This is a genomic window from Ruminococcoides sp. (assembly GCF_057037865.1).
This window is the reverse complement of record NZ_DBLZMS010000005.1, coordinates 20,487-34,929: the sequence shown is the minus strand read 5'-3', so window position 1 is coordinate 34,929 and position 14,443 is coordinate 20,487. Positions and strand designations below refer to the sequence as shown.

Annotated in this window: 9 protein-coding genes; 2 read left to right on the top strand and 7 right to left on the bottom strand. The window is 43.7% G+C overall.

The genetic code is table 11. From position 1 onward, the window contains the following. Window positions 1-44: 44 nt before the first annotated feature. From AC2HW8_RS05695 to AC2HW8_RS05665, 7 genes are all read right to left on the bottom strand, one after another. On the bottom strand, window positions 45-929 hold the full coding sequence (locus AC2HW8_RS05695) for a hypothetical protein (RefSeq protein ID WP_021883147.1): 885 nt from the start codon (window positions 927-929) through the stop codon (window positions 45-47). Window positions 930-986: 57 nt separating this feature from the next. Then, window positions 987-2,183, bottom strand: a complete 1,197-nt coding sequence (locus AC2HW8_RS05690) for a hypothetical protein (protein WP_021883148.1) — start codon at window positions 2,181-2,183, stop codon at window positions 987-989. Window positions 2,184-2,388: 205 nt separating this feature from the next. Continuing rightward, window positions 2,389-5,847 carry a transcription-repair coupling factor gene (gene mfd / locus AC2HW8_RS05685; RefSeq protein WP_484327268.1) on the bottom strand — a complete coding sequence of 1,153 codons (3,459 nt, stop codon included), beginning with the start codon at window positions 5,845-5,847 and terminating at the stop codon, window positions 2,389-2,391. 14 nt (window positions 5,848-5,861) lie between these two features. After that, the gene (gene pth / locus AC2HW8_RS05680) at window positions 5,862-6,455 is read right to left on the bottom strand and encodes an aminoacyl-tRNA hydrolase (protein ID WP_046433105.1); all 594 of its coding nucleotides are present in this window, start codon (window positions 6,453-6,455) and stop codon (window positions 5,862-5,864) included. 45 nt (window positions 6,456-6,500) lie between these two features. Further along, on the bottom strand, window positions 6,501-7,781 hold the full coding sequence (locus AC2HW8_RS05675; protein WP_484327267.1) for a hypothetical protein: 1,281 nt from the start codon (window positions 7,779-7,781) through the stop codon (window positions 6,501-6,503). Window positions 7,782-7,899: 118 nt separating this feature from the next. Then, window positions 7,900-8,859: a ribose-phosphate diphosphokinase gene (locus AC2HW8_RS05670; protein ID WP_021883152.1), complete on the bottom strand. Its 960-nt coding sequence runs from the start codon at window positions 8,857-8,859 to the stop codon at window positions 7,900-7,902. Window positions 8,860-8,921: 62 nt separating this feature from the next. Next, complete coding sequence (locus AC2HW8_RS05665; RefSeq protein WP_021883153.1) at window positions 8,922-9,671, bottom strand: sugar phosphate nucleotidyltransferase; 750 nt, start codon at window positions 9,669-9,671, stop codon at window positions 8,922-8,924. Between the two features lie 329 nt (window positions 9,672-10,000). Between AC2HW8_RS05665 and ppdK the strand changes: the two genes are divergently transcribed. Together ppdK and AC2HW8_RS05655 are read left to right on the top strand one after the other, a co-directional pair. Then, a complete protein-coding gene (gene ppdK, locus AC2HW8_RS05660; protein WP_303670976.1) occupies window positions 10,001-12,628 on the top strand; it encodes a pyruvate, phosphate dikinase in 2,628 nt (875 codons plus the stop codon). Between the two features lie 256 nt (window positions 12,629-12,884). Further along, complete coding sequence (locus AC2HW8_RS05655; protein ID WP_484327266.1) at window positions 12,885-14,336, top strand: ATP-binding protein; 1,452 nt, start codon at window positions 12,885-12,887, stop codon at window positions 14,334-14,336. Window positions 14,337-14,443: the final 107 nt, after the last annotated feature.

The window sequence follows — 14,443 nt, the reverse complement described above, 5'->3', positions numbered from 1 at the left end:
CAGTTCCGATTTTGGAACTGCTTTTGTTTTATAAAGTTATCTAATTACTTGTATCTTCTTCCGCCCTTTTGGTTGTTCTTTGGAAGCTGAATTTCGGCAGTATCGTACTTACTGCGTCTTTCGGACTTTCTGCCTGAAGATGAGTAATCATCGGCATAATCATCGTTACTGCTGTAACGCTGTGGCTGTGCAGATTTGCTCTTTGGAGCGTTACTTCTGCCGCCAACCGTGACTCTCTTCTTTCTGTTGAGAACAGTTGAAATTACAAAGTACACAATGCCTGCAACACCGAGTGAGAGTAAAACGAGTGAAACATAGAACATCCAATGACCGTTGTCACCCTTGCTGTTATTGTTCTTGATGAAGTTAAAGTCATCACCGTCAGAACTCGATGTGTCGGTATTTTTAAGATTTTTTGCGATATCCGACCAGTCGTTGCTTGAAAGAGTTTTTTCGTCAATGTTATCGTCAGACTTGATGAGCGACGCTGACGGAGCAGTATTTGACGGAGCAACATAGGACTGACCGCCGCCTACATATGACGGCTCAGAGTAGTAGTAAGTCTGACTGCTGCTGTAATTATTGTCATAACTGTTATTGTTGTAGTCATAGCTACTGTCATAGTTATAGTTGTTGTCATATGACGAATCACTTGACGAATAGCCGGGATCTACATATGATGATGAACTGTCCGAAGAATCCGGATACACAGGATCGGGCTGCGGCTGTGGCTCAGGCTCCGGTGATGGTTCCGGTGATGGTTCCGGTTCGGGCTCGGGCTCGGGCTCCGGCTCTACGGGATCAACAATAACGCTTGAATCTCCGCCGGGATCAACCTCCTCACCGACTGCCGATACGGAAAAGCTCACAGCAGAAATGCTCAAAAGTGCCGTCAGAAAAATTGCGCAAAGCTTTGAATGTTTTTTCATAAAAGCCCCTTTCTTCAGAATAATCTGAAAATGCGTCTGTTGTATGTCCGATATCAATTATTTTGAGCTTTTATCGGATGCCGATGTTGTTGACGCCGATGTTGTAGGCTCAACCGCAACGAAGAAGAGTTCGGGCTTATACTTGTCAATAACCGAAGTGTTTTCTTCATACTTGAGTTTCTCTGCAAGACTGTCAATGTACTTTGAAAATTCGTCTGACTTCATTGACGCAAGTACACCGGCTCTGTTTGATTCGTTGCCGATATAACTGTCAACATCCTTGTTGACGTCTTTCTTATAAACGAGATAGTAGATTGCGCTGTCGCCGCTGCCAACCTTGAGAGTTTCAGCCTTGCCTGTTTCAAGCTTGCCGATAGCCTTTTTAAGCTCGTCACCGATTGAGCTCTTGTCGAGAACTTCTACCTTTGAAACAGAAGAATCTGTTCCCGAACCGCTTGACTTCTTGTATGATGCAATAACATCATCAAAAGAACCGCCCTTGTTAAGGTCATTCTTGTAACCGTTAAGCTGATCCTCAACCTTCTTGATTTCCTTGTCGCTCATTGCAACATTCTTTGATGAACCTGCCTCATCTTTTGTTGATGTATAAAGGTTCACGGGAAGATATGAGTAGTCCGTATAGTTTTCCTTGAAATACTTTGTAAGGTCGGTGTCGGAAACTTCCTTTGAACCGCCCTTGCCGTAAACTGCTTTGAAGAGAGCCTCATACTTTGTGTTGTAGAGAGTTGTGCAGTATGCAAAGCTGTCGAGTGAAACGCCGTACTTTTCATACTGCTTCTTCATCGGCATTACATAACCCTGTGACGCATACGGGCCGACATTCCAGTATGTTTCAGCCTGACTTGTTGCGGAGTCAAGAGTTGCCTGACCGATGTTTACATTTTCCTTTTTAAGCTGTTCGTCAACTACGAGGTAGCTGAGGCACATTTTCTTAGCCTGATCTTTAATCCACTCTCTTGCAACCTGCTCGTTGCCGTCATCGTCCTTGATTTTTTCATCAAGCCACTTGTCAGATGTCGAATCATAATCGTCAAGCTTTTTAGCAAATGACTCAGCCTGACTGTAAGCTGCATTGAGTGAGTAGATATAAACGCCGATGGCAAGCTCGTTGTCGCTTGTCTTATACGACCATTCTTTGTTAAGAGTTGTGGGTGTACAACCTGCAATTGCAAAAACTGAGAACATCATAACAATTGCAAGTAAAAATGAACCAACCTTGATATTAGGCTTCATAGTTTTTTACCGTCCTTCTGAAAAATTAAATGCAAAGTGTCCTGCAAACACACTTTCACAGGATAATGTACCTTACGATTATACACAAAAAAATCGTCATTGTCTACATTTTTATAAAATTTTGTTGAGAATTTCCACCGAAAAACAGCATTTTTGTAGTTTCGGGAGGTTTTTTCTTAACAAATTACGGTTTCATGCCGTAAAATTACTGCACACCGAAAATTTTGGTGAGGATTTCAAGCGGAGCGGAACTGTTTTTGCACTCAACCGCAACGCACGGTTTTGCTCCGGCAACAAGCTTTGCCTTTCCGCCCAAAGCAATGAGCAAGTCGGCAACCTGAGGGGATTTGAGTTCGTTTACAAAGAGCATGAGCGTTGTGCCGTTCTGTCTGATTTCGTAAATACCCATTGAGTAAGCCTTGTTACGCACAAGGGCAATGTCGATAAGTCCGAGAACCGAGTTCGGAATCTTGCCGAATCTGTCCTGCAGCTCGTCAATAACATCGTCTGCGTCCTCGTTACTGCGGATATCGGCAATTCTGCGGTAAACATCAAGACGAAGTGTAAGACTTTCAACATAGCTTTCGGGGATATGAGCGTCAACCGAAATATCAATAAGACAGTCGAGGTCTTTTGTGACATTCTGCTCGCCCTTTTCCTCGCTTACTGCCTCATCAAGAAGCTTGAGGTACATATCGTAACCGACCGATTCCATATGCCCGTGCTGCTGTGCGCCCATAATATTGCCCGCACCTCGCAGTTCAAGGTCACGCATTGCAATGCGGAAACCGCTGCCGAATTCTGTAAATTCCCTGATTGCGGCAAGCCTTTTCTGCTGAATCTCCGTGAGAACCTTGTTCCGTCTGAAGGTAAAGTAGGCATATGCCCTTCGTGAACTTCTGCCCACACGGCCTCTGAGCTGATGCAACTGCGAAAGTCCCATACAGTCGGCATTTTCTATAATAAGGGTGTTGGCATTCGGCAAATCGACACCCGTTTCGATAATTGTCGTGCAGACAAGCACATCAATCTCTTGTTCAAGCATCTGTCGCCAAACTTCGCTGAGTTCGCCCTCTTTCATTTTGCCGTGACCGATTGCGATTTTTGCCTCGGGAACAGCCTCCTGAATTTTTGCGGCACATGAAGAAATTGTTTCAACATTGTTGTGAAGATAGAACACCTGACCGCCACGACGGAGCTCACGGCGGATTGCCTCGTTGATAACCGCATCATCGTGTTCAAGCACATAGGTCTGAACAGGCTGACGGTTTGTCGGAGCTTCTTCGATAACGCTCATATCACGCAGACCACTCATCGCCATATTGAGGGTTCTCGGAATAGGAGTAGCCGAGAGCGTAAGCACATCGACATTTTTGCACAGTTCCTTGAACCTCTCCTTTTGAGCAACACCGAAACGCTGTTCCTCATCTATGATTGCAAGTCCGAGGTCACGAAATTCAACATCCTTCTGCACAAGTCTGTGAGTTCCGACAATCATATCAATTTCTCCTCGCTTTAGCTTTTGGAGAATTTCTTTCTGCTGTTTTGCGGTACGGAATCTTGAAAGCAGTTCCACACGAACGGGATAGCCCTCAAAACGCTTGATTACCGTCTGATAATGCTGCCATGCGAGGATTGTTGTGGGGCAGAGCAATGCGCATTGCTTTGAATCTGCAATACACTTAAAAGCGGCACGGAGTGCAACCTCTGTTTTGCCGAATCCGACATCACCGCAGAGAAGTCTGTCCATCGGCGACGAACGCATCATATCATGCTTGATTTCCTCACAACAACGCAACTGGTCGGGAGTTTCGTCATATTCAAAGCTGAGTTCAAAATCTCTCTGCCACTCGTTATCAGCCGAAAAGGCATAGCCCTTGGCTTTCATACGCTGTGAGTAAAGCTCAATAAGCTCCTTGGCAATGTCCTTGACAGAGGTTTTAACCCTTGCCTTTGCCTTTTGCCAGTCACCCGAACCGAGTCGGCTAAGCTTAACCCTTGAATCCTCTTTCGGACCTATATATTTTGCAACCATATCAAGCTGTGTGACAGGCACATAAAGCACATCGCCCTTTGCGTAGTCAATCTTGATATAGTCCTTTATAACTCCGTGAGTATCAATTTTTCTTATACCGCCGAACACACCGATACCGTGAACATTGTGTACAACATAATCACCTGGGGCAAGCTCTGAAAGGCTGTAAATTTCCTGTCCCGTCTTTTTCTTCTTCTTTTTTGACTTTTCGGGACGGTACGAAACCTGACTGTAGGTTATTGCAAAAAACTTTTGTGACGGATACTCAAAGCCCGCACTCAATGCACCCTGCATAACAAGCAGTTCGCCCTTTGAAATCTTATCCGCACCCTCGCTGTAAACAGCGTTTATGCCGTCTGCGTTAAAGGTGTCACAAAGATTTTTGGCGGCTCTTTCTGTTCCTGCAAATATAACGCCCTTGCTTTCGGGGGTAAAAAGTCCGTCAACATCTTCTTTTAGCTGTTTATACGAACCGCCCCACGCCGAGAGCTGTTTTGTTGAAAAGCTGATGATTTCCGACAGCTTGATAGGCATACTCCCGTGAACAAAGTTTTCAAGCACGATTGTTCCGTGACTTTGCAAAAACTCGGTACATTCGTTGAATGTGAGCGCAAAGCGGTCAAAACCTCTGCAAAGAGTTCCGTCCTCAAAGCCCTGCATAAGGGTTTCATTGCTGATAAAGTCCATTGACTTTCCCCGTTCCTGAATTGCAGTAAATTCGGACGCAAAAACGAGGGTGTTTCTGTCAAGATAATCAAAAAGCGACTCGGGTTTATCGTAGATCTGATTGATAAATTTGTCCGCATTGGCAATCATTGCACCGCTGCGGATAAGCTCTGCCTCTGAAAAAAGTTTTTCCTTGGCTTTGGCGCTGTTCTTGGAACGGAGGAGCTTTGCCTTGTGTTCAATTTTATCTGCAAGAGCGGCTCTGTCCTCAATTACGATTTCGGTTGAGGGCGAAAGCGTAATTTTGTCAGCCTTTTTAAATCTTCTCTGTGTTTCAATGTCAAAATAGCTGAGGTCGGTAATTTCATCGCCCCAAAATTCACATCTCACGGGATAGTCGCTGTCGGGCATAAAGAAGTCGAGAATACCGCCTCTCAGCGAAAACTGACCGCTGCCCTCTACCGCATCAAAGCGTTCGTAGCCGAGCAGAGTAAGTGCCTTTGTCGCCTTTTCAAGCGAGAGCTCCCTGCCCTCTTCAAATTCAATAACCGACTGTTCAAGCACATTTCTCGGAACGGTGAGCTGTGCCGCCGCATCAACACACGCAATTGCAACATCACATTCGTGGTTGAGAAGTTTGAGCAAGACTTTAAGTCTTGCGTGCTCGTACTCGTGCGAACGGCTCTGAAAGTCAAGAAAGTTGAAGTCACGCACTGGATAAACATAGGCACGAAGTCCCATGCACGAAAGGTCGTTGCACAAAGTTTGCGCCTCTTTTTCATCGGAGGCAAGACAAAATGCCGTGACGCCCTTGAGGCGGCACAGCGCATAGATGATATTTGATTTGTTAATTGTTGAAAGTCCCGAAGCACAGACCGTTCTGCCCGGCTTGACATTCTTTTCAAGTGTTTTGAAAACGGGTGACTCTTTGAGGACATCAACAAGAAAGTTGAGATTATTCATTTCTTTGTCCCTTTTCAGTTGAACAAATTCATAGCACGGTCGGTTTTGCCGTCAATAATCAGCTCGATTGCTTTTTCGGCATTGTCAAAAATTTCATCAAGCTTTTTCATTTCATCGGGAGTGAACTTTGAAAGCACCCAGTCGGCAAGGTCCCAGTCGGGATTTGGCTTTGCGCCTATGCCAACCTTGATGCGAGGGAATTTATCGCTTCCGCTGAGATAGATGATACTGCGCATTCCCCTTTGACCGCCGTCACTGCCCTTTGAACGGATACGCATTTTTCCGACATCAAGCGAAATGTCATCAAAAATTACAATGACATTTTCGGGTGGGATTTTGTAGAAGTTCATCGCCTCAACAACTGCCTGACCGCTGTTGTTCATATATGTTGTGGGTTTCATCAGCATAACTTTTGCGCCGTTTACAGTGCAAGTGCCGATAAAGCTTTTGTATTTTATTTTGTTCACATCACAACCGAGCTTGTCGGCAATGCGGTCAATTGCAAGCCAGCCTGCGTTGTGACGAGTGTTTTCGTATTTTCTGTCGGGGTTGCCGAGTCCCACTACAATGTACTCGATTGAACCCGTTGATTTGTTTTTTCCGAACATATCCGTTTTCCTCTTATTTATATTATATGTATTCTGAAATTTAAATTAACCTTTTCCGAAGCTTACAACAACCCAGTCATCGTTGCCGAGATGATAAGGATTTCCGCAATACGGGCAGTTACGTTCTCTTGTTGCATCAAAGCTTGCGCCGCAGCTTTTACAGGTTACTTTTTTCATTGTGAAAACTCCGTCATCCATGGCGTTCACACTTCTGCAAACGGTAAGTCTGAACTTTTCGTTTTTAACCCTAAATGAAGAATTTTTGTTTTTCACGGTCGTTGCATAAACGGTCATATCAACATAGCAACAGCCGTTTGTGACATTGAATGAATTAAGCTTTGACACTCCTCTGTACTTGATGTCAACAATATCTCCGAAAGGATTTTTCATCGGATTGCCCTCATAGACTGCGAGGTTTGTGTAATCATCGCTGAAAATCATAATCTTGAGCAAAGCAAGCACCTTGCCGATAAAGTATTCATATGAGAAGTTGGGATTAACCTCTTTCATAAGCCACGGAAGTCTTTTCTGGCAATTGAAGTGCGGACCTATCATCGGAATGCTCTTTGCCGCACCGACAAAAAGTCCGAAAAGCGTTTTTAATGCCCATGCAAGGTACCCCGCCAAAAGTCCGCCGAGCAGTACGGGGATTGCTCTTACGCCGATTTCATAGACCATATTTGCGGTTGCGGGATCAAAAGTTCCGTCCTTTACAACCACCCATACCGTAAATGCCGCAACGGCGACAATTCCGCCGAGAAGGTACGGAGCAAGCACTTTTTTCGTTGACTTGTTCGCAAGCGAATAGGTTTTTACAAAGTAGAAGTTTGTAACCTTCGGGAACAAATCGTCCATAATAAAGCGAGTTTTGCAGTTTTTACAACCGTTGAGAAGCTCTCTTACACTGCTTACCGCACCGCAGTTTGGACACGAACACGCAACCTCGGAATTTTGGTTTTCAAGCCTTGTAATCATTGTGTAAAAGAAAAATCTGTCCTTGATTTTTTTCTTTTTCTTTCCGTCTTTAAAGTATTTCTCCGTAACCTCATATGTCTTTGACGCAATGTTACTCTTACATTCGCCCATATCGTAGGCAGTACAAGCATTTATGGGGACTTCATTCTTCACCGTTTCCTTATCGGTAAAAGCGGTCTGAATCTTTACACCCTTTTCGTCAAGTCTTTTCTTCTGTAGGTCAAGCGCAAAGTCAAGGTCGATTGACGCAATATCCGGATTTTTGCCCTCATTGCACCACAATTCGTACTCATCGACAAAGCGGTTCATTATTTTGTTATCTGAATCGGAGCCGTAAACTATACCAAACAAAATTAAATCACCCTCACATATTGTACCGTTTTATTCCTGAAAAATTTGCAGTAAAACAGCGAAATGGCGGGTTAGTTAAAACCCGCCTGTTTAATTACATAATTAAATTGTTCGCTTATCAACCGAAAGCGGCTGTGAACGGCTTGTCGTTGTAGATTCTAGCGATAGCCTCTGCAAATGTAGGAGCAACAGGAAGAATTGTGAACTTGTCAATCATCTTTTCCTTCGGAACAGGAATTGTGTCAAGAAGAACAACTTCCTTGATGGCACTGTTCTGAATTCTCTCGATTGCAGGACCTGAAAGAACTGCGTGAGTAGCGCAAGCGTAAACTTCTGTTGCACCGCCCTTTTCAACAATAGCGTTAGCGGCATTGCAGAGAGTACCTGCTGTGTCGATCATATCGTCAACGAGGATAACTTTCTTACCCCTAGCGTCACCGATGATGTTCATAACTTCACAAACATTAGCCTTTGGTCTTCTCTTGTCGATAATAGCAAGACCTGTGCCGATTTTTGAAGCGAAGTTTCTTGAACGGGTTACAGAACCGAGGTCGGGAGAAACAACGATATAATCATCATTGTTGCCGCCGATTTTCTCTCTCATATGGTTTGCGAGAAGTGATGCGCCCTGAAGGTGGTCAACAGGAATGTTGAAGAAGCCCTGAATCTGATTTGCGTGAAGATCCATTGTAAGCACACGGTCAGCACCTGCACAGGTGATGATGTCTGCACAAAGCTTAGCCGAGATCGGATCTCTTGCCTTAGCTTTTCTGTCCTGTCTTGCATAGCCGAAGTATGGCATAACAACTGTGATTCTTGCAGCAGATGCACGCTTCATGGCATCAATCATTATGAGCATTTCCATAAGATTGTCGTTGACGGGAGCACAGGTTGACTGAACAATAAAGCAGTCGCTGCCACGAACAGATTCGTGAAGAGAAACAGAGATTTCGCCGTCTGAGAACTGTGTACAGTCACTCTTACCAAGCGGCAGACCGAGACAGCCTGCAATTCCCTGAGCTACATCAACATTTGAACTGCCGGTGAAAATTTTAATGTCCTTACCGTGAAAATTCATTGCAATAACTCCTTTGAATTTTAATGTGTGTAGTATATGTTTACCAATGATTAACCGAGCAATTAACAGCTGTAACCCTTTGCCCTTGCAATTTCGTTAAGCTGTTCAAGCTGAGCCGGATCATTTGCACCCAGAACCGTATCACTGCACTGAGCCGTGAATGCTCCGACCTTTCTTCCGTCCTCAAGCAAAAGCTTGATTGCGTCGGGAAGATAATATTCCTTTGCACTGTTATCCGACTTGATTCTGTCGAGAACCGAAAGAAGAAGCTGACAGTCAAACCAGAATCCGCCCGAGTTTACTTCATTTATTTTGAGAGTTTCCTCATCGGCGTCTTTCTGCTCAACAATTGCACGCAGATTTCCGTTTTCGTCACGGACAATTCTGCCGTAACCTGTCGGATCGTCAACCTTTGCGGAAATAACCGTTGCAGCACAATCGTTCTCAATATGAGCCTTCAGGGAATCCTCAATAGTCTTGCTGTCCATAAACGGAGCGTCACCGTTGAGAATAACAACATTGCCGCTGTGCTTTTTAAGGAAATCCTTTGCCATCATCACAGCGTGACCTGTTCCGAGTCTTTCAGCCTGAAACACGCTTTCAACGGAAAAATCGAGGGTTGAAAGATACTCTTCGACACACTCTTTTTTAAAGCCCTTGACAACACAGATGTCGTCAATACCGGCTTTCCTTAAAGCCGACATAACCCAGCAGAGCATCGGTCTGCCGAGCACCTCCGACAATGTTTTCGGTTTGTCGGATTTCATTCTTTTGCCCTCGCCGCCTGCGAGGATAACGGCACAATTCTTCATTTTTTCTCCTTTTATCTGTGACAAAACAACAAAGATGCAGACAGTCCTGTCACAAGGCACTCGTTCATACCATAATATTATCTCACAAAAATCACAAATTTCAAGAGAAAATTACAAAAATCGGGCAAAAAAAGGCATTTTAAACGATTTATACAATATTGTCGAAAATAAAACTCGTTTTTTATAAGAAAAAAGTTTGAAAAAATATAGCTATTTTGACCAAAGTTTGTTATAATATTCGATAGGCTTATACAAGCAGGCAGGTTTTACCAAGGGGTAAGTCTGCCACAGCCGTATATCTTAATTTATTTTTAGGAGGATTACCAGTTATGGCAAACAAATGGGTTTACCTTTTTACAGAAGGTAATGCTAACATGCGTGAGCTCCTCGGCGGTAAGGGTGCCAACCTTGCAGAAATGACAGGTCTTGGACTTCCTGTACCACAGGGCTTCACAATTACAACAGAAGCTTGTACTCAGTATTATGAGGACGGCAGAGAAATCAACGCTGAAATTCAGGCTCAGATCAACGAGTACATCGAGAAGATGGAAGAGATCACAGGCAAGAAGTTCGGCGACAAGGAGAACCCCCTCCTCGTTTCAGTTCGTTCAGGTGCTCGTGCTTCAATGCCGGGTATGATGGATACAATCCTTAACCTCGGTCTTAACGAAGATGTTGTTGAAGTTATCGCTAAGAAGTCAAACAACCCTCGTTGGGCTTGGGACTGCTACAGAAGATTCATTCAGATGTATTCCGATGTAGTTATGGAAGTAGGTAAGAAATATTTTGAAGAGCTCATCGACAAGATGAAGGCTGAGAGAGGCGTTACTTATGATGTAGAGCTTACAGCTGACGATCTTAAGGAGCTTGCAGGCCAGTTTAAGACTGAATACAAAGAAAAAATCGGTCAGGACTTCCCTGACGATCCTAAGGAACAGCTCATGGGCGCAGTTAAGGCTGTATTCCGTTCATGGGACAACCCTCGTGCAAACGTTTACCGTCGTGACAACGATATCCCTTATTCATGGGGTACTGCCGTTAACGTACAGTCAATGGCATTCGGTAACATGGGCGACGATTGCGGTACAGGTGTTGCATTTACAAGAGATCCTGCTACAGGTGAGAAGAAGCTCATGGGTGAGTTCCTCATCAACGCACAGGGCGAAGACGTAGTTGCAGGTGTTCGTACTCCTATGCCAATCGCTAAGATGGCTGAAGAGTTCCCGGAAGCTTTCGAGCAGTTCCAGAATGTTTGTCAGACACTCGAAAACCACTACAGAGATATGCAGGACATGGAGTTCACTGTTGAAAACAAGAAGCTCTATATGCTCCAGACAAGAAACGGTAAGAGAACAGCTCAGGCTGCTCTTAAAATTGCTTGTGACCTCGTTGACGAGGGCATGAGAACAGAAGAAGAAGCTGTTGCAATGATTGATCCTCGTAACCTTGACACACTTCTTCACCCACAGTTCGATGCTGCTGCTCTTAAGGCTGCTACACCAATCGGTAAGGGCCTCGGCGCTTCTCCTGGTGCTGCTTGCGGTAAGATCGTATTCACAGCCGAAGATGCTGAAAACTGGAACGCTAAGGGCGAAAAGGTTGTTCTCGTTCGTCTTGAAACTTCACCTGAGGACATCACAGGTATGAAGGCTTCACAGGGTATCCTCACAGTTCGTGGCGGTATGACATCACACGCTGCCGTTGTTGCTCGTGGTATGGGTACATGCTGCGTATCTGGTTGCGGCGACATCGCAATGGACGAAGCTAACAAGAAGTTCACACTCGCTGGCAAGGAATTCCACGAGGGTGACTACATTTCAATCGACGGTTCTACAGGTAACATCTACGACGGCGTTATCCCAACAGTTGACGCTACAATCGCAGGTGAGTTCGGCAGAATCATGGCTTGGGCTGACAAGTACAGAACTCTTAAGGTTAGAACAAACGCTGATACACCTGCTGACGCTAAGAAGGCTCGTGAGCTCGGTGCTGAAGGTATCGGTCTTTGCCGTACAGAGCATATGTTCTTTGAAGAGGACAGAATCGCTGCATTCAGAGAGATGATCTGCTCAGATACAGTTGAAGAAAGAGAAGCTGCTCTTAACAAGATTCTTCCTTATCAGCAGGGCGACTTTGAGGCTCTTTATGAGGCACTCGAAGGCAATCCTGTAACAATCAGATTCCTTGATCCGCCGCTTCACGAGTTCGTTCCTACAGAGGAAGCTGACATTGAGAAGCTCGCAGCTGCTCAGGGTAAGAGCGTTGAAGACATTAAGACAATCATCGCTTCACTCCACGAGTTCAACCCAATGATGGGTCACCGTGGTTGCCGTCTTGCAGTAACATATCCTGAAATTGCAAAGATGCAGACAAAGGCAGTTATCCGTGCTGCTATCAATGTTCAGAAGGCACACGCAGACTGGACAGTTGAGCCTGAAATCATGATTCCGCTCGTATGCGATGTTAAGGAACTCAAGTTCGTTAAGAAGGTTGTTGTTGAAACAGCTGACGCTGAAATCGCTGCTGCAGGCATCGACCTCAAGTACGAAGTTGGTACAATGATCGAAATCCCAAGAGCTGCTCTTACAGCTGATGAGATTGCTAAGGAAGCTGACTTCTTCTGCTTCGGTACTAACGACCTTACACAGATGACATACGGCTTCTCAAGAGATGACGCAGGTAAGTTCCTCAACGCTTACTATGATGCTAAGATCTTCGAGAACGATCCGTTCGCTAAGCTTGACCAGACAGGCGTTGGCAAGCTCATGGAAACAGCTATCAAACTCGGTAAGCCTGTAAACAACAAGCTCCATGTTGGTATCTGCGGTGAGCACGGCGGCGATCCTTCTTCTGTTGAGTTCTGCCACAAGATCGGTCTTGACTATGTATCATGTTCACCGTTCCGTGTTCCGATTGCTCGTCTTGCTGCTGCTCAGGCTGCTATCGCAAACAAGTAATCCACACAGGATGTATTGACAGGTAACTTAATACAAGTTTATTTCTGATATAAAATTGACCTTGCAGATTTTACTCTGCAAGGTCTTTTTATGTCTTATAAAAATCTTTAAAGGTTTCCCACAATTTATATAACGGCGTATTTTGAAAATTTTTATTGTTTTTGCAAAATCTATTGATTTTACATTTGTTCTTGGGTATAATAATACCAAATCACGATTTAGTAAATCAAGATTAGATAGCATAAGAGGTGTTTTTATGTTTATAGGCAGAGAAACCGAGCTAAAATTTCTGAACGATAAATACAATTCAGATGGCGGACAGCTTGTAGTTTTGTATGGCAGACGGCGTGTCGGCAAAACGGAAACCTTAAGAGAATTTTGCAAAGAAAAACCACATGTATTCTTTTCCTGTACTCAGACAACCGACAGGGTGCAACTTCAAAAATTTTCAAAACAAATATTAAAAGAAAACATTCCCGCAAAAAATTACATTACCGAATTTGCCGATTGGGAAAAAGCTTTCGGCGCTGTTCTCGATTTGCCGTATGGGGATAAAAAGAAACTCTTTATCATAGATGAATTCCCGTATATGTGCAAAGGGAACAAGAGCATTCCTTCTATTCTGCAAAATTTGTGGGATACACAACTTCGGGATTCAAATGTTATGATTGTTTTGTGCGGCAGTGCAATGAGTTTTATTGAAAAGGAAATTCTTGCCGAAAAAAATCCGCTCTACGGTCGTGCTACCGGAATTTTCAAAATGAAAGAAATGGGATTTTACGATGCAGCTAAATTCTTTACCGCATATTCCGAACGGGACAAAGTTATTGCTTATTCTGTTCTTGGCGGTATTCCCCACTATTTAAGGCAATGGAATCCGAAACTAACTATTGAAGAAAATATTAAACAAAACATTTTGACCAAAGGTTGTGTTCTATACAGCGAGGTTGATTTTCTTCTTCATCAGGAACTTCGGGAAACGCCTGTATATAACTCTATCATTGAAGCGGTAGCACTTGGAAATACAACTTTAAACAATATCAGTCAAAAGTCACTCATTGAGGATACTTCCAAAACAAGCGTTTATTTAAAAAATCTGATTGAACTAGGCATTGTGGAACGAGAATTTTCTGTTGATGCAAAGATAAAAGAACAGGCAAACGGTAACAGAGGAACATATAAATTAACAGATAACTTCTTCCGATTCTGGTATGCATTCGGTTTTGCAAATTTTTCACAGCTTGAGGACGGCGATGTTGACGGCGTTTACGAATATATTGTAAAGCCCGAACTCCATAAATTTGCATCAGTCGCATTTGAAGATGTATGCCGTGAGTTTGTTCGGAAAATGCAGAAAAATAACGAACTGCCGTTCCGATATTCCAAAATGGGACGGTGGACAGGAAAGACAACAATAAGGGATAAAAACACAGCAAACGGACTTAGAATCGGAGAAACAGAAATAGATATTTTATGTATCGACCAAAAAGCAGAAAATTATTTAGTTGGGGAATGCAAATTCAAAAAAGAAGCATTTACCTATGCAGAATATCTGAACACACTTGCAAAATTAACACCATTGAAGGAAAAGACACAGTTTTATTATGCACTGTTCTCTGAAAACGGTTTTGATGAAAAGATAAAAGCCGATACAAAATCAAGTGGCACACTTCTCTTTTCCATTGAACAAATTGTCAATTACAGTTGACATATATTTTGAATTAACCTAAAAACCGCTCTCGAATATGAGGTATAATAATAGCAAAAAATATAATTAAGCCTAAGCGTTTGCAGAGTGCTTTTTATAAGGATTTA

What these genes read in the sequence shown, in the direction of transcription:
- AC2HW8_RS05695 (WP_021883147.1), bottom strand. Translation starts at nt 929, where the DNA reads ATGAAAAAACATTCAAAGCTTTGCGCAATTTTTCTGACGGCACTTTTG.
- AC2HW8_RS05690 (WP_021883148.1), bottom strand. Translation starts at nt 2,183, where the DNA reads ATGAAGCCTAATATCAAGGTTGGTTCATTTTTACTTGCAATTGTTATG.
- mfd (WP_484327268.1), bottom strand. Translation starts at nt 5,847, where the DNA reads ATGAATAATCTCAACTTTCTTGTTGATGTCCTCAAAGAGTCACCCGTT.
- pth (WP_046433105.1), bottom strand. Translation starts at nt 6,455, where the DNA reads ATGTTCGGAAAAAACAAATCAACGGGTTCAATCGAGTACATTGTAGTG.
- AC2HW8_RS05670 (WP_021883152.1), bottom strand. Translation starts at nt 8,859, where the DNA reads ATGAATTTTCACGGTAAGGACATTAAAATTTTCACCGGCAGTTCAAAT.
- AC2HW8_RS05665 (WP_021883153.1), bottom strand. Translation starts at nt 9,671, where the DNA reads ATGAAGAATTGTGCCGTTATCCTCGCAGGCGGCGAGGGCAAAAGAATG.
- ppdK (WP_303670976.1), top strand. Translation starts at nt 10,001, where the DNA reads ATGGCAAACAAATGGGTTTACCTTTTTACAGAAGGTAATGCTAACATG.
- AC2HW8_RS05655 (WP_484327266.1), top strand. Translation starts at nt 12,885, where the DNA reads ATGTTTATAGGCAGAGAAACCGAGCTAAAATTTCTGAACGATAAATAC.